The sequence below is a fragment of the Planctomycetota bacterium genome (genome assembly GCA_018242585.1).
GTDB lineage: Bacteria > Planctomycetota > Planctomycetia > Pirellulales > PNKZ01 > JAFEBQ01.
Genome location: JAFEBQ010000019.1, coordinates 105,480 through 129,657 on the forward strand (window position 1 = coordinate 105,480; position 24,178 = coordinate 129,657).

Genomic DNA, 24,178 nt, shown 5'->3' on the forward strand with positions numbered 1-24,178 from the left:
GGTCCATTACCCACCAGGATATTTATTTGGGCATATCTGTTAATCCGGACAAACGCTCACGGTTCAATGCACGTTGGTGATCGACAAGGCCTAATTCGTTGGGCAACCATGACCACAAGCCGATTCCTAAGCTGGCTCTACCTCACCGCAACGATTGCGGTGATCGCTTGGGAGGCGTCTTCAGTGCCCTGGAAAGCAGAATGCGTAATAGATCGCCACAATTTAAGCATGCACCTTTCACCTCATCCAGTCTGGGCACCGCCCCGTTCACCAGCCTATTCCGAGTTCCAGGCGGCATTTCATTCCTTGATCGAAATGCCACCAAACTCAACTTCGATTTCGGTACGTGTTCTATGGGGCGCTGCCGCCATCGAAGTTGTCTTGATGTTTTGGGTAGTCTCCATTCTGGTCGCGCTGGTGTCGTTTATGGAGAATCCTAGACGAATTGAGTTCCCTGTAGTCTTTGCCAGATCGTTTGCCCTGTGTTTGACTTTCGCGGCAGGGTCTTGCTTCGTGCTTTATGTAATCGTAGGCGGTTGGGGCCCGCCGTTTCCCGAATTCTTTGCCGTCTGCGGTCTGGTCGCAGGTGCATTCTTCGGATTTCAAAAGCTGTTAAACAGGAACGCGAGGGCTTGAGCCGGGCATGATGGCTTTCCAGATCACCTGCCTTACAACGGGCACGCTCTCGTCCAGGTGAACGGTCTGAGCTGTGCTCTTGAGCTTGATCCGTCCTGGGGATGGGTGGCGGGGTCAGAGCGCAGCGATGGCCCCGAGGGGTTGTCGCGAATCAAGGCGCTGCGCTTAACCATTCGGACGGAATGAGATCAAGCGCAATCGGCGATTCGTGGTCATGAAGCCGTAGGTCAGGCCTTGGCCTGACACAAATGTGGCATCCATTGTGACCGGGGCGTCTACATAGTGCCACGCACAACAATGTCAGGCCAAGGCCTGACCTACGGTGGTTCTCAACTGTTCACGACGAGTCATTCCCCGGCGTTGCCAGGCAGGGGCGGAATTCTGACATTCGAGCCCCAGTCGTTCAAATAATGTCCGTCTTTGACCCACCGATGAAAGGTTGACCAAGGCCAGTCTTTCACGCTCGATACGAGTCCATGTTTTACTGGGTTGAAGTGGATGTAATCGAAATGAGCTTCGAGATCGACTTCATCGCGGATCGCGTGTTCCCAGAAACGGCGCTGCCAAACACCGCGGCGTCGTTCGCGATTACGAGCGGTGGACTGCCGTTGTTCTTGGTTGCCAGCCGCAAGCCATGTGCGGGTGAATTCGCTCTTGATCAGCGACCATCTTCGAGAATAGTTGGCTTCGTTGTTCGGCAATGACCAAATCGCGTGTAAATGCTCAGGCAACGTCACCATGGCAATGATTGTAAACGGGTAACTTCTCTTGCAGCTTCGCAACGACGCGCCCAACAGGGCCACCGATTGGTCGTCGATGAATACCGGTGTCCGACGTTCCGTAACAACCGTAAAGAAGTACGTTCCGCCGGGGACGAAATGTCGGAGATACGATGACATGCGAGCATCGTAGGTGATTTAAGCGTCCGAACAACATCGCGGATGGCAGCAATTGGCGCCGTAGGTCAGGCCTTGGCCTGACACCAATGTGGCATCCATGGTGACCAGGGCGTCTACATAGTGCCACGCACAACAATGTCAGGCCAAGGCCTGACCTACGGCTGACCTACAGCTTGGCGCGAAGCGGCGTGCAACGGACCACGAACCACTGACAACGGACCAAAAAGCAAACCGCCCGGGTGTCTGGGCTGACGATTGCCGACATAGGTCGGTGGCCAACTCAAACACCCGGGCGGTCACTTGTTCGCTTCGCGGCGCGCGGTCTGCGGTGGTTTGATTACCGACAGGCCGGATACGTGCGAGACGTTTCGAACGAGAAAGCGCGATTGGTTAGACCATCGCCTTCAGGTTCTTCAAGGCGCGAACCTTGACCTGCTGCGACGCCGGCTTGGCCGGAATGTCGCGGAACTCGCCCGGCTTGAACGGATTTGCCACGTTCTTGCGAGCGGGTTGTGCAGGCTTCTTCTTCTTGGTGATCTTCACCAGGTTCGGGATGGTGAAGAGGCCGGGACCCTTGGCGCCCATTGCCTTCTTGATTTCGTTGCCCAGTGCTTCGAAGACGGCAGAGACGTCCTTCTTCGCGACACCGGTGGCTTCGGCAATGTTAGCCAAAACTTCACTCTTGCTCGGGGCTTTCTTACCCGTCGCACCAGCAGCGGCGGCCTTCGCCATGATCGTTGGTTCCTCCCTGCGGGAAATGGGAAATACTAGAAAAACACATGTCCGTCCGCATAACAGACGCGATGATTTAAGTCCGGAAGGCTGGAAAAAGCAACCAGAAAAACCGTGAAAAGTAGCGGGTTTTCCGGGATTTTTCCCCCTGTCGCGCGCATCTAATGTCGTGCCGTGACGAACCGTTTGGCGTGCCAGCCGCCTGTCCCGCAAGCCCACGCGAACTGGCTTTCGTGTCGCCCAAGCATAGCACGCGCCACGCGCGGCACGCCGCCACGGGGTCTTGTCTCGCGCCGGTGCGATCGGGGAAATCGGCCCCGCCAGCGGCGTTTCTTGCCGGTCGTAACGCCTAAGACTAAGATATTGGGCAGACGCTGGTTACAACGATTACGGACAATCACGCACAGCGGCCTCGCCGAGCCCCCGCTCGGCGGCTCGCACGCGCCGGGGACAACGTCCACGGCGCGAAGTTATCCACATGCCATTCGACCGGAGCGATGCGGCCATGAGGCGAGCCCTCCACGACGATCATTCTTGCCCGCGAGGGACGGTTCGCGCGCCGCTTTCCACCCGCCGCCGAGGGGCTTGCACGGGCCACCAGATTTTTTCGTTTTTTGCCGCGTGGCGGCCGCGGGGCTGGCATTTGGCGCTGACAGTGCTTGCCATTTTAGTCTTGACGGCCGCCGGCGTCTTTTCCGCCGACGAACCCGTCGAAGAGGCGATCTTCTTCCCGCACGACCGTAGCGCCACCCAACGACTGACCAAGGCGCACGAGCTGATTGCCGAGCGCCGCTTCAGCGAAGCCGTCCGTTTGCTGGGCGCCATTCTTGGCTCGTCCGAGGATGTGTTCCTTACTCCTAGCAAGGCCGACGCCAGGCAGCGCGACCGCTCGGCGGCGCATCGCAGCTTGAAGTTCGAGGCCCGCCGGCTGTTGGGCGAGCTGCCCGAGGAAGGACGCGAAGCCTACGAAACCGAGTTCGGCACGCAAGCCGCCGACATGCTCAAGCAAGCCGAGGATTCCGGCGACGTCGAGTTGCTGGCCACGGCCGCGCGGCGCTTCTTCCATACCCAAGCTGGCTATCAGGCCACGTGGCTGTTGGGAACGGTGCAACTCGAACAAGGCCGCGCCCACGAAGCGACGGTGCTCTTTTCGCGGCTATTGCATAGCCCGGCCGCCGCCAAGTTCGAGCCGTTGCTGTCGGTGCGGCTGTCGCTCAGCCTGATGCGCTCGGGCCAGGTGCGCGAAGCGATCGACCGGCTGTTGGCGATCAGCCGCGATCATGCCAACGATTTGTTCTACGTGGCTGGGCAACAACGCAAACTGCTCGACTTGCCCGCCGGACGCGCGGGCATCGTGGCCGAGCAATGGACCGATCGCAAGCCGAAAACCGAAGAGCTGGTCGCGCTAGCCTGGCTGCAAGATGTCGCGCCGGCGCGCGGCCCGCGGAACGCCGGCGCGCGCGGCGACGATGCCAGCGACAACTGGCCGATGTTCCGCGGCTCGGCCTCGCGCAATACCGATGTCGTCGCCAGCCGGCCTGTGCTGAATCGGCGCTGGCAAGTGCCAACGGCCAACGATCCGAACCTGGCGCGGATGGCCGATCAACTGTCGCAGTCGTATCTCGATCAAGAACAGCCGGTGTTGCCGTCGATCCAACCGATCGCCGTGGGCCGCGAGCTGTTCACCCGTTCGACGTTGGGGTTGGTCGCCGTCGACGAGCGCTCGGGCAAGCGCGTCTGGACCGGCAATGAGGACGACGCGGCGCGACAGTTCCTGGACACGGCTGGTGAAACATCGGGGCGCGGCGCGCGGCCGGACGTTGGCAACTGGCTTAACCAGCGTCTGTGGGAAGACGCTGTCTATGGCATGTTGAGCAGCGATGGCGAATCGGTCTTCTGTGTCGAAGACTTGGCGCCGGACAACGATCGGAGCCTGGGGGGCGTGATCTTCATGCAGCCTGGCCGTCGCGGCATTCGCCCGGGCTTTGTGGCGACTTCGGCCCAGAATCGCCTGGTGTCCTATCGCATTGCCAGCCAGGGGAAACTCGATTGGGAAGCCGGCGGCCCGCCGGGCGAAGACGAATTGCCGCTGGCCGGGGCGTTTTTCCTGGGGCCGCCGTTGCCGCTGGACGGTCGGCTGTACGCGCTGGCTGAGATCAAGGGAGAGATTCGACTGTTGGCGCTGCGCACGGTGACCAAGCCGGGAAGCCGTCTGGCCACGATCGACCTGGAATGGTCCCAGCAGTTGGCGTTGTTGGAGCAAGGGATCACCGACGACCCCGTGCGCCGTCTGGCCGGCGCCATGCCTTCTTATGCTGACGGCGTGCTGGTCTGTCCGACCAGCGCCGGCGCGGTGATTGGCATCGATGTGACGACCCGCTCGCTGTTGTGGGGTTACCAGTATCGGCGCAACGCCGACAACACGAACGGCAATCCATTCGCGGTCGCCAACATGCGCCAGCAAATGCCGCCGGCCGAACGCTGGTCCGAAGCCACCGTGCTGATCGCGTCGGGCGCGGTGCTGGTCACGCCGGTCGAATCGGCCGGGCTGGTCGGCGCTGACGAGTTGTATTGCCTTGATCTGCGAACCGGGCAGTTGCGCTGGAAAACGGGGCGCGACCACGGGCTGTTCCTCGGCGGCGTCGAGAACGACGAAGTGCTGGTCGTCGGCCGGCACGCGCTCGCCGGTGTGTCGCTGGCCAATGGCGAAACCAGGTGGACGCTCGAACTGCCGACCGGCGCGCGTCCCAGTGGTCGCGGCTATATGACCGCCGGGGCGTATTGCCTGCCGCTGAGCACGGGTGAAGTGGCGCTGTTCGACTTGCACACGCACCAGTTGGCGTCGCGCGTTCGTTCGCGCTCGGGGAATGTGCCGGGCAACCTGATCGCGCATCACGGCATGATCCTGTCGCAAACGGCCTTGGGATTGGAATGCTTCTTCCAATCGGACGAACTGCGGCGTCACATCGACGAACTGGTCGCCAAGCGCAAGGACGATCCACAAGCCCTGGCGTTCCAAGGGGAACTGGCCCTCGACGCCGGTCGCGTTGACGAAGGGCTGAAGTTGCTCCGCCGCGCGCACGATCAAGGCCAAGACCCGCGCACGACTCGGGTGTTGCTCGACGCGTTGCTGTCGAGTCTGAGGACCGATTTCGCCCGGTCGTACGTGATGGCCAAAGAACTCGAACCGATGTTCGTCCAGTCGACCGATCGCGTGGCGTACCTGTGCGCCATGGCGTCGGGACTGGCCGAGGAAAGTCGCCTGGCCGAGGCGTTTGACTATTGCTTGAAGCTGTCCGATCTGCCGGCGGCTGAACGCGGAGTGTTGACACGAATCGAGCCGGGCTGGTCGGTCCATCCCGATCGCTGGGTGCGTACGCAAGTCGCTTTGCTGCGCCAGAAAGCCAACGACGAACAGCGTCAGTCGATGAATCGGGCGCTGCAAGCGCGATTGGACTCGGCCGTGAAGGCCGCCGACCCGGCGGCGCTCCGTTCGTTTATCGACTGTTTCAGCGAAGAGCCGCTGGCTGACGACGCCCGCTGGGCCTTGGTCACTCGCGGCGGCGACCATGTCAGCGGCCTGGAACTCGAATCGTGGCTGTTGCGGCTGATGGAGTCGACCCGCGAGCAACATGTGCGCGCCGGCACGGCGCGGCTGGCGCTGCTGTTGAAGCAGGCCCACCGTGTCGAAGACGCCCGACCGCTGGTCGAAACACTGCGCGCTTGGGGCGAGGCGGTTTGCTTTGACGGGCGTTCGGCCCGTTCGATCGCCGCCGAGGTCGTGGCCGACGCGCCGTCCCCAACCGCGTGGCCCACCGGGCGCGTCCGTAGCGAAACTCCCAAGATCGCCGCGAGCGGCTCGGCTCGCATGCAGCAACCCCTTGAGCTGCGGGGACCACGCGGCTTGTTCTTTGCCCGCGCCGGCATCGAACTCGATCAACAGCAGCAAACCGTGATCGGCTTTGACGGTTGGGGCAAGGAGCGCTGGCGGGCCTCGCTGGCCGACCCTTCGGGCAATGTGACCTGGGCGCTGCCGCAACTAACTCACGTGCGTGTGTCGGGGCATCTGGCGCTGGCGTCGATGGGTTTGCAGATGGCGGCCATCGACACCTTGGGCACCCCTGGCGGCACGGGGCCGCGTGTGCTGTGGCGCGAGGAGCTGGGGGATATTCTGGCAAACCCTTGGCGCAGCGGCAGCGGGGTGATGACCCACCAGGGGAACTCCAGCCAGTTCATCACCTCCAAGCGCCGCCAGCAGCGCTCGGCCAACATCCTGGGACGTCCGATCGGCGAACTGCGCCTCGTCATGCCTGACCTGGTTTGCTTTCAGCGGCAGCGCAACCTGATTGCCGTGCATCCGCTGACCGGCCGTGTGCAGTGGACGCGTCACGGCATCAGCCTGGAAGCGGACATCTTCAACGATGAACAACGGCTCTACATCACGCAGCCCGACAGTGACGAGCTGCTGGTTCTGCGCGCGACCGACGGGGCCGAGCTGGGGCACCGCCTCATCGCGCCGACGGCCGAGATCGTGATTGCCGGCCCCAAGCAGGTGGTCTTTCACGAGAGCGACGGCTCGCAAGTCTGGCTGCGGTGCCGCGACCTGTGGGCCGAAAAAGTGATCTGGGAGCGGAAGCTCAAGCTGAAGGACATCGGTTGCCTGTTCGACGATCGGCTGATCGGCGTACTGGGCCCCGACGGCAAGTTCACGCTTCTGGCGGCCGACGACGGGCACGTACTGGCGTCGGGCGAAGGGCTCGACAAAGAGAACGTCAACGATCTGTTCTTGTATGAAACGCCGGAGCGCTGGCTGGTCGTCACGTCACATCCGGCGGCCGCCACCAAGGGAGAATCGTACGAGACGCCGCTGCAGACGCCGTACCCGCCGGTGTTGATCAACGGGCATGTGTATGGCTTTGATCGCGCGACCGGGAAGCAAGCCTTCGCCACGCCGGTCGAGAATCGGCATCTGATCAATTACCAACCCGCCGACATTCCGGTGTTGATCTTCGCGTCGCACATCCACCGCCGCTCGGGCCTGGGGAACGTGCCGGCGGTCGGTACGTTTTTGTGCATCGACAAGCGGAACGGCCGCGTGGTGTACAACGACAAGTTGACGGCGCAGATTCAAGTGTTGATGATCACCGGCGATCCGCAGAAGCACGAAGTGCAACTACGCACGCCCAAGCAGACGATCAAGCTGGCGTGGACCGACGAGCCGTGGCCGCCGGCCGAGGAGCCCCAGCCGCCGAAGGAAGATTCGCTGCCCACGCGCGCTGGCCGGGCGCTGGGCAAGGGGTTGCAGAAGTGGATCGAAGGGATGGCGAACCCGATTTCGCCGTTCTGACCGGTGGAGAAAACCAACCACGACGGCACAACGACACAACGGAGAAGCGGTGGGGGAGTGGGGGAGTAGAGGGTGGGGGACGAGCGAGAGAGGGGACTAAAGAAAGTAGATGGAAACACGCTTAGCCGTTTAGCAGCGGGGCCATTGGCCCGCGCGCTGCGGCGCCAAGCGAGAGAATCGAGAGATGACGATGCGTCACGGAATATTGCTAAGTCTATTCATTATTGCGGTCGCCGGCGCGCTCCGCGCCGCCGATGCCCCCGCGCTCGATGACCCTAAGGCCCAGCGAGCCATTTCGCGCGGGCTCGACTGGCTGGCCAATTCACAATCGCGCTTGGGTCACTGGACCGGCGCCGAGCAACGCTATCCGACCGCCATGACCGCGCTCGCGGGCACCGCGCTATTGTGCGAAGGCTCGACCACCACGCAAGGCAAGTACTCGGCCAACATCCGCCGCGCGGTCGATTACCTGGTCAGTCGCAGCCGGCCCAACGGCCTGATCGGCGACCCAACCAAGGACGATCGTTACACCTACGGTCACGGCTACAGCATGTTGTTCCTCTCGCAAGTCCTCGGCGAGGAAGAAGACGCCGAGCGGCGCGACACGCTGGTCGATGTCTTGACCCGGGCGGTTCGCTTTACTGGCGAGGCGCAAACTTCCGGCGGCGGCTGGGGCTATGTCAGCGCCAAGGACGGCAACGGCTTTGACGAAGGCTCGACCACCATTACCCAGGTGCAAGGCTTGCGCGGCTGTCGCAATGCTGGCGTTCCGGTCCCCAAGGAGATCGTCGATAAGGCGATCGGTTATATTCGTCGCTGCACGTTGCCCGACGGAGGCGTGCAGTACAGCCTGCAGGGGGGCGGCGGCCGGCCGGCGATTTCGGCCGCGGCCATCGCCTGTCTGTTCAATGCCGGCGACTACGACAGCCAGTACGTCCCCAAGTTGTTGGCGTATTGCCGCAAGCACCTCGATAATAACAATGTCGGCAACGACAACTTTGGCTACTGGCATTACGCCCATTACTACTATGCCCAAGTCTGCTACCGTGAAGGGGGCGCGACGTGGACGACCTATCGGAATAAGATCTACAACAAGATCCTGAACGAGGCCGACGCCGACGGCTCCTGGCCGCAAGGCTACCTGGGGCCCGTGTACACGACGGCCGTGAACCTGACAATCCTGCAACTAGAAAACGGCGCGTTGCCGATTTATCAGCGGTGAGGAGGAAGTTGCTAGTTGCTAGTTCCTAGCGGCTAGTAAAGTTCAAGGAATGAATGTCTCCCCCTAGCCCCTAACGCCTAGTCTCTAACCCGTCTTTCCTCGCAACTAGCAACCAGCAACTAGCAACTTTTATGACCGACTTTACCTCGCAAGATTCCTCCGCCATCAAGCGTCTGGCCGCTGCGCGTGAACGCATTGTCACTCAACTGGGCCAGGTGATTGTTGGCCAGGAAGACGTCATCGAAGAGCTGTTGATCTGTCTGTTCAGCCGCGGGCACTGTCTGTTGGAAGGGGTGCCGGGGTTAGCCAAGACGCTGATGATCAGCACGCTGGCCCGCACGCTCAGCCTTTCGTTCAGCCGCATTCAGTTCACCCCCGACCTGATGCCGGCCGACATCACCGGCACGGAAGTGATCGAGGAAAACCGCTCGACGGGCATCCGCGAGTTTCGCTTTCTGGAAGGGCCGTTGTTCGCCAACGTGATTCTGGCCGACGAAATCAATCGCACGCCGCCCAAGACGCAGGCCGCCTTGCTCGAAGCGATGCAAGAGCGGCAAGTCACGGCCGGCCGCGTGCGCCACGCGCTCGACGATCCGTTCTTCGTCCTGGCGACTCAGAACCCGATCGAACAGGAAGGAACCTATCCGCTCCCCGAGGCGCAGCAGGACCGGTTCATGTTCAAGGTCTTCGTCCGCTATCCGAGCTTTCAGGACGAGTTCGAGATCGCCCGCCGCACGACCACCACCCTGCAAGACCAGATCGTGCCGGTGTTGATGGCCGAGGAGATTCTGCAACTCCAACGACTGGTCCGCGAGGTGCCCATCACCGACCACGTGATTCGCTACGCCCTGTCGCTGGTCCGCCAGACGCGCGTTGGCGAGCCGGGCGTTCCCGACTATGTCGGCGATCAGCTCCACTGGGGCGCCGGCCCGCGCGCGGTCCAGAACCTGATCCTCGGCGGCAAGGCCCGGGCCTTGCTGCGCGGCCGCACCCACGTGGCCACCGAAGACATTCAAACGCTGGCCAAGCCGGTCCTCAGGCACCGCCTGGTGCTGAACTTTGCCGCCGAGAGCGAAGGCGTGACGGCCGACCAGGTGATCGACCGCCTGCTTACGGACACTCCCACCAAGGAAGATGAACTGACGCGCGATGCACGGTTCCAAACAATATTTGCATCCTGAAGCGGTGCAGCGCCTGGCCCGCATGGACATTCGGGCCAAGGTGATCGTCGAAGGGTTCCTCTCCGGAATTCATCGCAGCCCGTACTTCGGCCAATCGCTCGAATTCATTCAGCACCGTCCTTACGTGCGCGGGGACGATCTGCGCCGCATCGACTGGAAGGTCTGGGGCCGCCACGATCGACTGGTCATCAAGCAGTACGAAGAAGACGCCAATCTGCGGGCCACGCTGCTGGTCGATGTGAGCAATAGCATGCGCTACGGGCGCGGACCCCTGCGCAAGTACGACTATGGCGCGACGCTGGCCGTGTCGTTGGCGTATCTGCTGCTGGGCCAGCAAGACGCGGTTGGCTGCATCGCCTTCGACGCGGCCCAGCGCGCCAAGGTCGAGCCCCGCGCCGCGCGCGGCCACCTGCAAGCCATCATCCAGGCGCTAGAGGTCGCCGAGCCGGCCGACAAGACCGACCTGGCCCCGCTGCTGCAGGCCGCCGCCGAGCAGTTGCCGCGTCGCGGCCTGATCGTGTTGATCTCCGATTTGTTCGTCGAACGTGCCGGGTTGTTCCGCGGCCTGGGGATGTTGCGGCAGCGCGGGCACGAAGTGCTGCTGTTCCACATCCTGGACGACGACGAGCTTGAGTTTCCGTTCGACGGGCCGACCCGATTCGAAGGGCTCGAAACCGCCGACTTGCTCCGCTGCAATCCTCGCGCGCTGCGTCAGGGCTACCTCGAAGCGCTGCAGGCCTACCTCGAGGAGATTCGCCAGGGCTGCTCGCGAACCGGCGTCGACTACACTCTGGTTCGCACCAGCCAGCCGTTCGACACCTCGCTGGCCGCGATGCTGGCCGTGCGAGCGCGCGGCCGCGCCCGGTAACCGCGCGTCGCGTCATTCCTTTCCGTTCACTTTTAGCAGACGGTATTCGACTTGTGAGTTCCTGGTTTGTTCATCCCGCGATGGTTGGAGCGTTGGCGCTGGTGGCGCTGCCGGTCCTGATCCATCTGATCAACATGCTCCGGCAGCGCCGCGTGCCGTGGGCCGCCATGGAATTCCTGCTGCAAAGCCAGAAGAAGTACAGCCGCTGGGTGCGGATCAAGGAACTGCTGCTGTTGCTCGCTCGCATGAGCATCGTGGCCTTGGCGGTGTTGGTTATCGCCCAGCCGTTGTGGAGCGGGGCCTGGAACTGGCGGCTCACCGATCGACCGCTCGATCATGTGATCCTGCTCGACGACAGTTTCTCGATGACCGACCGTGGCGCCGATCGCGACGCGTTTGACGTGGCCCGCCAGACGGTCGAACGCCTGGTCCGCCAATGGGCCGCGCGCGGCGGCTCGCAAAAGGTCAGCTTGCTGCGCTATTCGCGCGCCGGCGACGAGCGGTCGAGCCCGCAGTTCGATCTGTTGGAACTGACGATCGACAATCAACTGGCCGACCAGTTGCACGGCCGCATGCAAGCCTGGCGGCCGACCGATATGGCGTTGCAGCCGGGCCCGGTCGTGGGGGCGCTCGGGCGCGCCTTGCCGGTCGAGCCTGGCACGCAGCGCGTCGTGTACATCGTTTCCGATTTCCGCGCCACTCCGTGGGGCGAGCCAGGCGAGTTGGCGACCCAGTTGGCCAAGATGTCGGCGGACGGCACGCGGTTCCAGCTGGTGCAATGTGTCGATCAGCAGCGCGAGAACTTGGCTGTCGTGGCGCTCGAGCCGGCCATCGGCACGCGCGCGGCGGGTGTTTCGCTGAATGTCAACGTCACGGTCCAGAACTTTGGCCGGCAGTTACAGCGCGAAGTGGCGCTCGAAGTCGAACAAGACGGCGTGGCGTCGAATGTGGTCCGCTTCGACGCGCTCCGCCCCGGCGAGCAGAAGACGGCCCAGTTTCAAATCGTGCTCAGCGATCCCGGCTCGCGCACCGTGCAAGTCAGCCTGCCCAGCGACGCCGTCGCGGTCGACAACCACCGGGCCTGCGTGATTGAAACCGCCGCCAGTGTGCCGGTGCTGATCGTCCCGGGCGAGTCGCAATCGCTCGACGCGCGCTTTCTGGCCACGCTGTTCCACCCCGGCGGCACGGCACGAACCGGGCTCGATGTGACGATCGAAACGCCCAACTTCCTCGGCCGTCAGGCGCTCGACAAATTCTCAACCATTTACCTGTTGGATGTGCCGCGACTCGACGAGGGGGCCGTCCGCGCTCTCGAGGAGTTCGTCCGCGGCGGCGGCGGTGTGACGTTCTTCCTCGGGCCGCACACGCTGATCGATTTCTACAATCGCGCGTTGTACCGTGACGGCAACGGCTTGTTCCCGCTGCCGTTGGCGGCCGAGATGCCGCTGCTGGCCGATCGATTGGAACACGCTCCCGATATCGACCCGACGGACCATCCGATCTTTCGCGAGCAGTTGCGCCGCCGGAACAATGACCTGGCCACGGTCTTGGTCGAGCGGTTCATCATGGCCCCGACGGGCTGGCAACCGGCGACGAATGCCAGCGTGATTGCCAAGCTGCGCAACGGCTCGCCGCTGGTCGTCGAGCGGTCGTTCGGCCGCGGCCGCGTGGTAGCGTTCACCTCGACGGCGGCTCCGTTGTGGAACAGTTGGGCGCGGAACCTGAGCTTCGTGGTCACGATGCTCGAACTGCAATCGTACCTGAGCGCTTCGTCGCAGGCTCCGACGTCACAACTGGTCGGCGCGCCGATCACGCTGCGCGTCGATGCCGGCAAGTACCAGGCGCAAGGCCGCTGGGTCCGTCCCGGCGATGGTCCCGCGAGCGCCGTCGATTTGAAACCCGAGGGGAATGACCTCGTCGCGAGTCTGACCGACGCCAACGACGTGGGCATTTATCAATTGCACCTGGCCACGCAAACGGGCCAGCCAGTCGTGCGCCGCTTTGCCCTGAACGCCGACCCGCGGGAAAGCGACCTGCGGCTGGTCGAACCGGCGCAGATCGCGGAACAGTTTCCCGATGTCCGCCTGGAGTTCCGTCGCGCCGTCGATATCGGCGAAACCGGGACCGAGTCGCGCGGCACGAACTTCAGCGACCTGTGCTTGTATCTGCTGATCGTGCTGCTGGTGGGCGAGCAAGGGCTGGCCCGCGCGGCAAGTTATCACCTCGGCCAGCCGGCAACGGGAGGGCGCGTATGACCTTTCCGCGATTGCTAGCCGAAGGGTTGGCGCACCGGGCCTTCGAGTGGGGCCGGCTCCAGACCGACACCGATACGGTCGTCACCTTCGCCGGGTTTGTGGCCCTGCTGGTGTACGTGGTCTACGTCTATCGACGCGATGCGGTCGAGTTGGGACGCTTCTGGTCGATGTTGCTCATCGGTTTGCGCTTCGCGGCGCTGACGGCGCTGTTGATCGTGTACTTGCAGCCGCAATGGCGCAACGAGCGCGATCTGGTCCAGCCGTCGCGCGTGGTGCTGCTGGTCGATACCAGTCTGAGCATGGACATCGACCGGGACGTGTCGCCGCCGTTGCCGCGCTATCGCCCCGTGGTCGACGCCTTGGGCCAAGGGGATTGGCTGGCGAAGTTGCGCAAAGTTCACGATGTGGTCGTCGGGCGGTTTGACGAGGACAACCAGCGCGTGGCGCTTTTGCCGCGCGAAGCGCCGGTCACGGCCACGACCAGTGCCGCGACGACCCCCGCCGCCGTTGCCGACGAGCCCAACGCCAAGAAGCCGAAAACCGATTGGGCCAAGGAACTCGCGCCGCGCGGCAGCGAGACGCGACTAAGCCAGGCGGTTGTCGACACTATCGGCGCCGAGCGGAGCGAGCCGCTGGCCGGCGTGGTGGTGATTAGCGACGGGCAGCAGAACGGCGGCGCCGAGTTGGCCCAGGCCGTGGCCGCCGCTCGCGAAGCCAACGTGCCGGTCTACACCGTCGGCCTTGGCAGCAGCAAACCCGCCGTGCAGGTCCGCGTGAGCGACTTGATGGCGCCGTTGCGGGCTTATCCGGCCGACAGCTATACCGTGACCGGCTATGTGCAATCGCAAGGCCTGGCGGGCCAGACGGTGACGGTCGAACTACTGAGCGAGCGAACCGGCGGCGCGGGTGACAAGGCGCCCGAGCCCACGGCCCCCAAGCTCGAAGGGACCGAGCAAGTCGTGCTGCCCGACTCGACCGAGCCGGTGCCGGTGCGGTTCGACATCAAGCCCTCGGCGGCGGGCAAGTATCTGTTGACCTTCCGCGTGAAGGCGCCGGCTGAGGATTTGAACCCGGCCGACAATCATCGCGCGGCCACGGTCGACGTGGTCGATCGCAAGACAAGCGTCCTGCTGTTTGCCGGCGGCGCGGGGCGCGAATATCAGTTTGTCCGCAACCTGCTGCGGCGCGACAAGGACGTCGAGGTCGACGTGCTGCTGCAGACCGGCAGCCAGGGCATCTCGCAAGACGCCCGCGAGGTGCTCGACAAGTTTCCCGCCACGCGGCAAGAGTTGTTCGCGTATGACTGCTTGATCGCCTTTGACCCCGATTGGCGAATGCTTTCGGCCGAACAGGTCGAGATGGTCGACCAGTGGGTTTCGCATCAGGCCGGCGGCATGATCCTGATCGCCGGGCCGGTGTTCATGGACGCCTGGGTGCCATCACCCGCGATGGACAAGATTCGCAACCTGTACCCGGTTGAGTTCCATCGCCGGTTTGCGGTGATCGAAGACGCCCGCTTTGGTTCGCGCCAGCCCTGGCCCGTCGAGTTCACGCGCGACGGGCTCGAAGCGCCGTTCCTCTGGCTGGCCGATACGCCCGCCCTGAGCGCCGAAAACTGGAGCAAGTTCCGCGGCGTGTACGGCTATTACTCGGTTCGCGGGCCAAAGCTCGACGCGACCGTCTACGCCCGCTTCTCCGATCCACGCGCGGTCAGCAACGACCAGCAGCCGGTCTACATGGCCGGCCGCTATTTCGGCCAGGTGTTCTATCTGGGCTCGGGCGAGATGTGGCGGTTGCGGAGCGTGGGCGAGGGTTACTTCGAGACGTTCTATACCAAGCTGGTCCGCCACGTGTCGCAAGGCCGCTTGATGCGCGGCAGCCAGCGCGGCGTATTGCTGGTCAGTCGCGATCGCTGCCGGCCGGGTGACCTGGTCGAGTTGCACGCCACGGTGAGCGACGCGCGATTGCAGCCCCTCGAAGCTCCGCAGGTGACGGCCACGGTCGTCACGCCCGACGGCGCGGTCCAGAATGTGACGCTGGCGCGCGACGCCTCGCGTGCCGGCGCGTTCCAGGGAACGTACGTGGTCCGGGGCGAAGGAACCTATCGCGCCCACGTGGCCGTGCCCGACAGCCCGAACGAACGGCTTCTCGCGCCGCCGATCCAGGTGACCATCCCGGATCGCGAGCGCGACCAGGTCGAGCGGAACGACGCGCTGTTGGGAGAACTGGCCAAGCAAACTGGCGGACAGTATTACCAAGGGCTCGATGCCGCGATCTCGGGAGATCAATCGGTAGCGGCCCAGTTGCGCGACGCCAGTCGCACGACGACGCTGACCGGCACGCCGGACAAATTGTGGGACAACGAGTGGATGCTCGGCGCGATCGTCGGCGCGCTGTGCATCGAGTGGACGTTGAGACGACTGCTGAAACTCGCGTAGGTACACGGTAACCAACAACCCTTCTCCCTCGGGAGAAGGTGGCCGAAGGCCGGATGAGGGTCTTAGAAGCTTAGTCGGGATAATTAAGTGAACAACCTGTAGGTCAGGCCTTGGCCTGACGATATTGTGCTGACCAATCAGATTAGTGTCTGGCCGCCGATCGCAACCACAATGATGTCAGGCCAAGGCCTGACCTACAGATAAAAACATTGATGACCACCACCGAGCAAAAACCTGCTGCAGCTTCCAGCCGCCACGCCGGCCTGGCGCCGGAGCTGCGCGCACTGCTCGGCTCGGTGCGCGGCCACCTGCGGCGTTGGCTCTGGCTGCGCGGTATTGCCGTGTCGATCGTGGCGCTGGTCGGATTGTTCTGGCTGCTGGTGGCTGTTGATTGGAAGTTTGAAAGCCCGCGCGATGTGCGGCTCGTCTTGCTGGTCACGGCGGTGGCGGCTTTGGGCTACCTGGTCAGTCGATACCTGCTGTCGCGGGTGTTTGCGCCCATTTCCGACCGCAGCCTGGCGCTGTTGATCGAGCGGCAATATCCGCTGGACGACAGCCTGCTGACGGCGGTCGAGTTGGCGCGGCACGATTGGCAAGGGGTCGGGCGCGAGATGTTCGACGCCACCGTGGCCGATGCCGTCCACCGGGCCAACTGGGTCAAGGTCGACAAGCTGTTCGATGTGCGACCGCCGCGGCGGGCGCTGGTGGCGGCGATGTTCGCGCTGCTGACGATGCTGGGCTTTTCGCTGGTCGCCGGTGGCACGTTCCGCTTGGCGGTGGCGAGGATGTTGACCGTGAGCAACTCGCCTTGGCCACGGGCCACGCGACTGGTGCCGGTTGGCTTCCGCGATGGCGAGCTGGTGGTCGCGCGGGGCAACGACTTGCGGCTGGTCGTGAACGCCGACACCAGCAAAGTTGTTCCCGACCGCGTCACCGTCCGCTATTGGGCCCCCGACGGCAGCCGCGAGCAAAAGACGATGGTCCGTGTCGGCAACGCGCAAGCCGGCCGCGACCCTTACCAGGAATTCGAGTTCCGCTTTCAGAGCGTGCTCGAACCGCTGCGGTTGGAAATCCGCGGCGGCGACGCACGCCTGCGCGACCTGCGCATCCGCGTGGTCGAAAGCCCCAGTGCCGCGCTCGTCGTGCGCTGCAAGTATCCCAGCTACTTCGGCGACCAGCCCGAGCGCGTGCTGCCGGCCTCGGCCACGGTCCCCGCGCCGCTGGGGAGCGAGTTGACCTTGCTGGCCGAGGCGAACAAGCCGCTGCGCTGGGCGAAGATCGTCCAGGCCCGCGCCGGCCAGCCGCCGGTGACGCACCGCGTCGACATCAAAGTCGCGGGAGACGCCGCGCGACGGTTCGAGTTGCCGCTGGGCGAGGTCGACGTTGACCAGCATCTGCAAGTGACGCTGCACGATACCGACGAGGTCGAGAATCGCGAGCCGCTGCGGTTGTCGATCACGGCGGTCCCCGATGTCGCGCCCCAGGTTCAGGCCCGCATCGTTGGCATCGGCTCGGCGATTACGCCCTCGGCTCGGCTGCCCATGCGGGGCAAGTTGACCGACGATCACGGCGTGTCGAGCGTCTGGGCCAATTACCAGATCGACGAAGGGAGCGAGCTGCGGCATCCGCTGGCTCAGTTCCGGCCACCCAAGACCGAGGTGCAACTCGACGAAGGCTTCGAGGTCGACCAGTTGAAGCTCAAGCCGGGTCAGAAGCTGATCGTTGGCCTGCAGGCGTCGGACAACTTCCGCCTGCCGGCCAGTCCCACGCCGAACGTGGGGCGTGGCGATCGATACCTGCTCGACGTGGTCACGCCGCCGCAGTTGCGAGCGTTGCTCGAAGCGCGCGAGATGAATCTGCGCTTGCGCTACGAGACGATCCTGGCCACGATGATCGACACGCGCAATCAGTTGGCGCAAATGGAACCCGCCGCCACGGCCAAGGACGCGCCGGCCGAAACGCCCGAGCAGCGTCGCGAACGACGGCAACAGATCGTCTCGCGCGCTCGCCAGAACAGCGAGAAGAGCGCCCAGGAAATCCTGGGCGTGGCGACGTCGTTCGACGACATCGGCGCCGAGTTGGTCAACAATCGCGTCGACACGTCCGAGTTGTTGCAGCGGCTCAGGGACTATATCGCCGAGCCGCTCCGCCGGCTGGTGGGGCAGGGTTTCCCGCGGTTCAACCAGCAGTTGACGGCGCTTGACGCGTCGGCCGACACGCCCGAGGCGCAAGCAGCGGCTCGGCAGGCGGCCCTGGCGGCGGTGGACGCGATTCTGGTCGAAATGCAGAAAATCCGGGACAAAATGCTGGAATTAGAGGACTTCAACCAGGCCTTGGAGATGCTGCGGACCATCATCGCCACGCAGCAGGAAATCGACCAAGACACGAAAAAACGCCGTTCTGAGAAGATTCGACAGCTAATCGAAGATTAGAATTAGGTAGCCGGTTCCAAGCCTGTTCCCCAAGGGGGCCTTTGGCGGCCCGGCCACGCGTCCAAGTCCGAGGAACGCATGCAGTTAGTCGCCAGGATGAACCGAGTAAAGGCCGTGCCGCGCCGACCGATGTCGGGTCGCGGAACGCTCGGGTTCTTCCTGCTGGCTGCCCTCTCGGTTGTGGCTCCCGTCGCGGCCCAAAGCACCAAGCCGGCGGCTTTGCCGCCGAACTCCGAATCGTCGGGGGCCGCGGTGCTGACCCAGCGCCAGCAACAACTGGCCGCCCAGTACGACGAGTTCGAGAAGAAGCTGCTGCGGATTGCCGAGCTGACCAGCGCCGCCGACCCGCGCCGGGCGGCCTTGCTGCGGCGCGTGGTGGCCGAGAGCAAGCAGCGCCGCGTCTCGGTGCAATTGTCCCAACTGATCGAAGCTTTGCGCGATGACAAGCTGGCCGGCGCGGTCACGGCCCAGCAGTCGCTCGAAGAGGATCTGGCCAAGCTGTTGGACATGATGCTGGCCGAGCAGCGCGGCGACCGGCTCAAGGACGAACAACAAAAGATCAAGGAACAGCTCCGCAAGATTCGCGAGCTGATCCAGCGGCAAGGGCAAATCCAGGCCCGCACCGAAGCGGCCACCGAAGCCGACAACAACCAAGTCGCCGACGCTCAAGGCAAGCTGGCCGACGAAGCGGGCCGGCTGGCCGGACAGATGCGCCGCCCCGAAGACCAGGCCGCCAAGCCAACCGATAAAAGCGACAAGCCCGACCAGGAGAAGCCGCGCGATAAGCAGGACGGTGACAAGAAGGACGGCGACAAGAAACCGGGCGATGACAAGAAGTCTGGCGATGATAAAAAGCCCGGCGACAAGAAGCCGAACGAAGACAAGAAACCCTCCGGCGATCAAAAGCCCAGTGACAAGCCCGGCCAGCCCAGCGAGTCGCCACAGGCCGACGGCGCCGACAAGCAGCAACAAGGCTCGGGCCAGAGCAAAGCTCAGCAGCGCGTAGCCGCGGCCCAGCGCAAGATGGCCGAGGCCCGTCGCAAGATCGAGGAATCGCAAAAGCGCGGCGCGCAGGAAGATCAGCAAGCAGCGGTGCGCGAGCTGGAAATGGCTCGAGCCGAACTCGAGGAAATCCTTCGCCAGTCCCGTGAGGAAGAAGTCGAACGGGTGCTGGCCGAGTTGGAATCGCGGTTCCAGAAGATGCGCGAGATGCAAATCGAGGTCCGCGAGGGGACCAAGCCGCTGGCCGCCGTGCCGGCCGCCGAGCGTCGCCGCGACGGCGAGATCAAAGCCGGCGCGTTGGCCCGGCGTGAATCGCAAATCGAAGCCGAAGCGGAGCGGACGTTGATCCTGCTGCGCGAAGAAGGCTCGGCCGTGGCAATGGTCGAAGCGGTCGAGCAACTGCGAGACGATATTCACCTGGTGGTCACGCGCTTGTCGCAAGCCAAGGCCGACGAGCGGACCTTGGGAGTCGAAGCCGACATCATTGCCGCGCTCGAAGAGCTGATCGCCTCGGTCAAGAAGGCCCAGCAAGACGCCGAAAGCCGGCGGTCGCAACCCGGCGGCGGCGCTGGCAGCCCGCCTGATCCACCGCTGGTCGACAAGTTGTCCGAACTGAAGGTGATTCGCTCGCTGCAGATGCGGATCAACCAGCGGACCAAGCGGTACACCGAAATGCTCAAGGACGAAGTCGGCCAGGCCGAAGAGCCCGACTTGATCGAGCAGTTGCGCGAGCTGTCGGTGCGCGAGCAGCGGGTCTATGAAGCCACGCGCGAGATCGTGCAGGGAGGGAACAAATGACCCGTTGCCTGTTGATCATTGCTGTGATCGTTGGCGCCTTCCCGGTGACGATCTGGGCCGCCGTCGAACCCGCCGCCGCGGCCCCCAAGGTCGCTGGCCCGACGTGGGAGGCGATGCACCACGCGCTGGCCGGTTGGCTCGGCTCGCACAATCTTGACCCGGCCGCTCGTCAACGCGCCGAACAGCTTTGGCCCGCCGCGGCCCACGTGCCGCGCGACGCCTGGCTCGATCAGCTGGCGGCGGCCTTGGCGCAGGGCGATCCACGCATTGCCGCGCTGGTCGAGCAATGTTCCAAGCCGCGGACGGGCATGCGCTTGCCCGAGACGGCGATCCTGGCCGATCCGCAACTGCCGCCGGTCCTGTCGCGGCAATTGAAGTTGTACTACGGCCGCTGGCTGGCCCAGCAGAACCTGTACGACGAATCGCTCCAGCAGCTCAAGGACTTGGACCCGAGCGAGTCGATCGATCCGGCCACGCTGCTGTTCTACCAGGGAGTGGCGTATCAACGGCTGTTGCAGAAGGATCCGGGCTTGAAGGTCATCGACCGGCTGATGAACGACGTGGCCGAGGTGCCGCTCCGTTACAAGGCGCTGGCCCGGCTGATGCGGCGCGACCTGGAAGGGCTCGACGCGGCGTCGCTCGATCATATCTCGCGAAGGATGGACGACATCCGCCGGCGGCTCGACTTGGGACATGGCGGCGAGCGCGTTCGTCGCGAGGAGGACGGCGTGATCAAGTCGCTCGACAAGTTGATTGAAGAAATCGAACAACAGCAACAGCAGCAACAACAGCAGCAAGCTGGCGGCTCGTCGGGGGGCTCGCGCACACCGATGCAGACGCCGCGCTTGGCTCCGGCGCAAGGAGCCGGCGAGGTCGATCACCGCCGTCTGGGCAACAGCTCGGGCTGGGGCGACTTGCCGGCCAAGCAACGCGAAGCGGCCTTGCAGGAGATCGGCAAGGAGTTCCCGGCCCACTATCGCGACGTGATTGAACAATACTTCCGCAGTCTGGCCGAAGAGGCAAAGCCGTAATGCACGCCGCCCTGTTATGGCTGAGCCTAGTTGTTGCGGCCCCCGAGTTCGAGGCGGTCGGCGCGAGCGCGCCGGTGCGCGGCGAGTTTGTCAGCTTGAACAACACCGAGGTGGTGTTGCGCACCGCCGAGGGGGAGCGCAAGCTGCCACTGGCCACGGTCACCGAGATTCGAGCCGTGCCGGCCGTGAAGCCCGCCGAAGCTGAACCCGTGGGGGTCGAGTTGGCCGGCGGCTCGCTGGCGATGGCCTCGCAGGTCACGCTGGCCGACGGCAAACTGTCGCTCATCACGAGCGGCGGCCGTCAACTGACGATGTTCGCCCGTGGCGCGGCCTGGGTCCGCTTTGCACCCATCAAAGAATCGTTGCTCGCCCAGTGGAACGAAGCGATGCAAGGTCGCGCCAAGGGGGATGTCCTCGTGGTGCAGAAAGCCGCGGCCCTCGACTACCTGACCGGCACGGTCCATGCGATCGACGCCGAGACGGTGCAGTTCGAGAACGAGGGGGAGAAGTTCCCGGTCAAGCGCGCCAAGGTCGTCGGCATTGGCTTTGCCGTGCCGGCCAATCCGGCGCCGCTGGCCAAGCCGTTGTGTACGGTGGCGCTGGTTGATGGTTCGCGCTGGCAGGTCGCAACCGTGAAGCTCGACGGCGAGCAACTGCGACTGGAAAGCACGGGGGGCGCGCAACTGGAGGCGAAACTCGACCAGGTCGTGTCGTTCCGCTTTGCCTCGGCCTTTCTCAGCGATGAACCGATCGAACGCTGGACCTTCCGGTCGTTCGTCGGACTGGCCGGCGGCGACGACGCGACCGACGCGCGATTTCATCGACCCCGATTGAACGAGTCATTGTCAGGCGGCGCGTTGTTCGTCGGCGCCAAGAAATATGAAAAGGGCGTCTCCCTCTACGGCGGCACCGAGGTGGTGTTTCGGCTGCCGGCGCAAGGGGGCGGGCTGCAAGGGTTGCTGGCCCTCGCCCCCAATTCGCCGGCCGGCGCGCGAGCCGAGGTGACGCTGCTGGGGGACGATCGCCAGTTGGGACGCTGGGAACTGGTCGGCGGTTCGACCGTGCCGGTCAAGGTGACGCTCGGCTCGGCCCAGCGCGTGCGCCTGGTGGCGACGGGGGCCGATGAGCGCACGCCGCAGGTCTATTTCCTCGAGCCGAGGTTGACGAAATGAGCCGTCCCGGGGCGATCGTTCTGTTGCTGTTTTGCTCCTGTATGACCCGCGCCGCCGAGGTCGACCCGGGCGTGTTGCGCGCCGAAGCGGATCGCGTGGCCGTCATCGAACGGGCCAGCCGGGCCACGATCACCGTGCTGGCCCAGGGAGGTCGCGACGGGGGGAGCGGCGTGATCATTTCGGCCGACGGCTACGCGCTGACCAATTTTCACGTTACCGAGGCGGCCGGCGTGTCGATGAAGTGCGGGCTGAACGACGGAAAGCTCTATGACACGGTGCTGGTCGGCTTGGACCCGGTCGGCGATGTGGCGCTGATCAAGTTGTTCGGCCGCGACGACTTTCCGATTGCTCCGCTGGCCGACAGTGATCAGGTTCGCGTTGGCGATGAAGTGTTCACCGCCGGCAACCCCTTCATGTTGGCCAACGATTTCGGCCCGAGCATCGCCTGGGGCATCATCTCGGGCATTCATCGTTACCAGCATCCGGCCGGCACGCTGTTGGAATACGCCGACTGCTTGCAGACCGACGCCGCCATCAACCCGGGCAACTCGGGTGGCCCGCTGTTCAGCGCTCGCGGCGAGGTCGTGGGCATCAACGGGCGCGGCTCGTTCGAGAAGCGCGGCCGCGTGAACGTCGGCGTGGGTTACGCCATTTCGATCAACCAGATCAAGAACTTTCTCGGCGTGTTGCGCAGCGGGCGGATCGTCGACCATGCCACGCTGGGCGCTCGGGTCGGCGGCGACGAGCAGGGACGCGTGATCGTTTCGGACATTCTGGAAGACTCCGACGTCTATCGTCGCGGGCTGCGTTACGGCGACGAGATCGTCCGTTTCGGCGGCCGCGAGATCAACAGCGTCAACGCGCTGAAGAACGTGCTGGGGATTTATCCGAACGGCTGGTCGGTGCCGATGACCTATCGCCGCAAGGGACAGTTGCACGACATCGTGGTCCGGCTGGCTAGCGTGCATCATCCCGAGGAGCTGGTGCAACTGTTGGAAGGGGCCGGCAACGAAAAGAAGACCGAGCCGAAACCCGACGGGCCGCAGCCCGCTCCGAAAGATGCTCAGCCCAAGCAGGACGAACCCGAGCGCAAGCCCAAGCGCCCGTCGCGTGCCGCGCGGCGCGAGGCGAGCAAGTCGATGCCGCCGGTGGTCCGCGAACATTATCAGGCTAAGCGAGGCTACGCGAACTACTTCTACAACTTGGACAATCGCTCGCGCGTCTGGCAAAGCTTTGTGGCCCGCGGCAACTTCATCGCGGCGACGGGAGCGTGGACGCTGACCGGGCGCTGGGTGGCCAAAGATGACACGACGATTCGCTTGGAAGCGACCGGCGCGCAGGCGACCCTGCCGGGCGGGCAAGTCCGGTTGGCCGACGCCGGCAACTTGACCGCGGCCGAAGAACCGGCCGGCAGCGGCGGCATGTTGGCGGCGCTGTACGTCTGGCGACAACTGCTGGTCACCGGGCCAGAGAAACTCGGCGATACGATCTACGTGGGCCAGGAACCGGTTGGTGGCCGCGAGCCGTTGGCCGATGTGCTGCTGGTTCGTTACGGCGGCGCCGAGACGCGAGCCCTGTTCGATCCGAGCGATGGGCGGCTGGTGCGGCTGGAATTCTTTGCCAACCCCGACGCCGACCCGTGCGAGCTGACGTTCGGCGATTACGAACTGCAAAACGGCCGGTACATGCCGCGCCGCATCGAGGTTCGCCACGCCGATCGGGTGTTCGCCGAATTCACCGTCACGCGCTACGAACTCACCCCAGGCGGAGGGAAGTGACGGATGAAATCCTTCGTTCAGGTTTCCGAGGCGCGCGCGACAAACACCCCTCCCTTCCAGGGAGGGGCAGGGGGGAGGGTAAAGACGTTGCCAGCCAAACGGCTTTGCGCAACGAAGCTGCACTCTTGGCGCCAAGCCAACAGGCTTGCAGCGCGTTTACCCTCACCCGCTCACTTCGTTCGCGACCTCTCCCTTAAAGGGAGAGGTGTCGAACCAGCAAGCCGGCGCGCGTCGCCCCTTCTCCCCCCGGGAGAAGGTGGCCAATGGCCGGATGAGGGTCAACGTCGCCCGACCGGAATGCGTGACATCAGGCCACGTGGACCCTCATCCGGTTCGCTGCGCTCACCACCTTCTCCCCGGGGGAGAAGGGTTAAGACATCGCTTGCC

The 24,178-nt window shown here is 64.2% G+C and carries 14 protein-coding genes; 12 read left to right on the forward strand and 2 right to left on the reverse strand.

The window, feature by feature from the left end:
- The first annotated feature begins 108 nt into the window (after positions 1 to 108).
- A complete protein-coding gene (locus tag JSS27_10240; GenBank protein ID MBS0209323.1) occupies positions 109 to 636 on the forward strand; it encodes a hypothetical protein in 528 nt (175 codons plus the stop codon).
- Between the two features lie 347 nt (positions 637 to 983).
- On the opposite strand, the gene JSS27_10245 is transcribed toward JSS27_10240, so the two are convergent.
- Both JSS27_10245 and JSS27_10250 read right to left on the reverse strand, forming a co-directional pair.
- The gene (locus JSS27_10245; protein ID MBS0209324.1) at positions 984 to 1,535 is read right to left on the reverse strand and encodes a transposase; all 552 of its coding nucleotides are present in this window, start codon (positions 1,533 to 1,535) and stop codon (positions 984 to 986) included.
- Between the two features lie 390 nt (positions 1,536 to 1,925).
- Positions 1,926 to 2,267 (reverse strand): HU family DNA-binding protein, encoded by a 342-nt coding sequence (locus tag JSS27_10250; GenBank protein ID MBS0209325.1) that lies wholly within the window; start codon positions 2,265 to 2,267, stop codon positions 1,926 to 1,928.
- A gap of 655 nt (positions 2,268 to 2,922) precedes the next feature.
- Between JSS27_10250 and JSS27_10255 the strand changes: the two genes are divergently transcribed.
- From JSS27_10255 to JSS27_10305, 11 genes are all read left to right on the forward strand, one after another.
- Positions 2,923 to 7,614 carry a PQQ-like beta-propeller repeat protein gene (locus tag JSS27_10255; protein MBS0209326.1) on the forward strand — a complete coding sequence of 1,564 codons (4,692 nt, stop codon included), beginning with the start codon at positions 2,923 to 2,925 and terminating at the stop codon, positions 7,612 to 7,614.
- Positions 7,615 to 7,804: 190 nt separating this feature from the next.
- The gene (locus JSS27_10260; GenBank protein MBS0209327.1) at positions 7,805 to 8,836 is read left to right on the forward strand and encodes a terpene cyclase/mutase family protein; all 1,032 of its coding nucleotides are present in this window, start codon (positions 7,805 to 7,807) and stop codon (positions 8,834 to 8,836) included.
- 131 nt (positions 8,837 to 8,967) lie between these two features.
- Positions 8,968 to 10,017, forward strand: coding sequence for a MoxR family ATPase (locus JSS27_10265; GenBank protein ID MBS0209328.1), 1,050 nt, complete (start codon positions 8,968 to 8,970; stop codon positions 10,015 to 10,017).
- Entirely contained in the window at positions 9,986 to 10,885 is a 900-nt protein-coding gene (locus tag JSS27_10270) for a DUF58 domain-containing protein (protein ID MBS0209329.1), read from the forward strand. The genes JSS27_10265 and JSS27_10270 overlap by 32 nt, the downstream gene beginning before the upstream one ends.
- A gap of 80 nt (positions 10,886 to 10,965) precedes the next feature.
- Positions 10,966 to 13,140: a BatA domain-containing protein gene (locus tag JSS27_10275; GenBank protein ID MBS0209330.1), complete on the forward strand. Its 2,175-nt coding sequence runs from the start codon at positions 10,966 to 10,968 to the stop codon at positions 13,138 to 13,140.
- Positions 13,137 to 15,578: a hypothetical protein gene (locus JSS27_10280; protein ID MBS0209331.1), complete on the forward strand. Its 2,442-nt coding sequence runs from the start codon at positions 13,137 to 13,139 to the stop codon at positions 15,576 to 15,578. The genes JSS27_10275 and JSS27_10280 overlap by 4 nt, the downstream gene beginning before the upstream one ends.
- Before the next feature lie 212 nt (positions 15,579 to 15,790).
- Entirely contained in the window at positions 15,791 to 18,010 is a 2,220-nt protein-coding gene (locus tag JSS27_10285) for a DUF1146 domain-containing protein (GenBank protein MBS0209332.1), read from the forward strand.
- A gap of 78 nt (positions 18,011 to 18,088) precedes the next feature.
- Positions 18,089 to 19,810: a hypothetical protein gene (locus JSS27_10290; protein ID MBS0209333.1), complete on the forward strand. Its 1,722-nt coding sequence runs from the start codon at positions 18,089 to 18,091 to the stop codon at positions 19,808 to 19,810.
- A complete protein-coding gene (locus tag JSS27_10295) occupies positions 19,807 to 20,841 on the forward strand; it encodes a hypothetical protein (GenBank protein MBS0209334.1) in 1,035 nt (344 codons plus the stop codon). Before JSS27_10290 ends, JSS27_10295 begins: the two co-directional genes overlap by 4 nt.
- The gene (locus JSS27_10300) at positions 20,841 to 22,013 is read left to right on the forward strand and encodes a hypothetical protein (GenBank protein MBS0209335.1); all 1,173 of its coding nucleotides are present in this window, start codon (positions 20,841 to 20,843) and stop codon (positions 22,011 to 22,013) included. The genes JSS27_10295 and JSS27_10300 overlap by 1 nt, the downstream gene beginning before the upstream one ends.
- Positions 22,010 to 23,791: a trypsin-like peptidase domain-containing protein gene (locus JSS27_10305; GenBank protein MBS0209336.1), complete on the forward strand. Its 1,782-nt coding sequence runs from the start codon at positions 22,010 to 22,012 to the stop codon at positions 23,789 to 23,791. Before JSS27_10300 ends, JSS27_10305 begins: the two co-directional genes overlap by 4 nt.
- The last annotated feature ends 387 nt before the right edge of the window (positions 23,792 to 24,178 follow it).

Coding starts and splice junctions, on each gene's coding strand:
- JSS27_10240 (MBS0209323.1), top strand. CDS start 109: ATGACCACAAGCCGATTCCTAAGCTGGCTCTACCTCACCGCAACGATT.
- JSS27_10245 (MBS0209324.1), bottom strand. CDS start 1,535: ATGTCATCGTATCTCCGACATTTCGTCCCCGGCGGAACGTACTTCTTT.
- JSS27_10250 (MBS0209325.1), bottom strand. CDS start 2,267: ATGGCGAAGGCCGCCGCTGCTGGTGCGACGGGTAAGAAAGCCCCGAGC.
- JSS27_10260 (MBS0209327.1), top strand. CDS start 7,805: ATGCGTCACGGAATATTGCTAAGTCTATTCATTATTGCGGTCGCCGGC.
- JSS27_10265 (MBS0209328.1), top strand. CDS start 8,968: ATGACCGACTTTACCTCGCAAGATTCCTCCGCCATCAAGCGTCTGGCC.
- JSS27_10270 (MBS0209329.1), top strand. CDS start 9,986: ATGCACGGTTCCAAACAATATTTGCATCCTGAAGCGGTGCAGCGCCTG.
- JSS27_10275 (MBS0209330.1), top strand. CDS start 10,966: ATGGTTGGAGCGTTGGCGCTGGTGGCGCTGCCGGTCCTGATCCATCTG.
- JSS27_10280 (MBS0209331.1), top strand. CDS start 13,137: ATGACCTTTCCGCGATTGCTAGCCGAAGGGTTGGCGCACCGGGCCTTC.
- JSS27_10285 (MBS0209332.1), top strand. CDS start 15,791: ATGACCACCACCGAGCAAAAACCTGCTGCAGCTTCCAGCCGCCACGCC.
- JSS27_10290 (MBS0209333.1), top strand. CDS start 18,089: ATGCAGTTAGTCGCCAGGATGAACCGAGTAAAGGCCGTGCCGCGCCGA.
- JSS27_10295 (MBS0209334.1), top strand. CDS start 19,807: ATGACCCGTTGCCTGTTGATCATTGCTGTGATCGTTGGCGCCTTCCCG.
- JSS27_10300 (MBS0209335.1), top strand. CDS start 20,841: ATGCACGCCGCCCTGTTATGGCTGAGCCTAGTTGTTGCGGCCCCCGAG.
- JSS27_10305 (MBS0209336.1), top strand. CDS start 22,010: ATGAGCCGTCCCGGGGCGATCGTTCTGTTGCTGTTTTGCTCCTGTATG.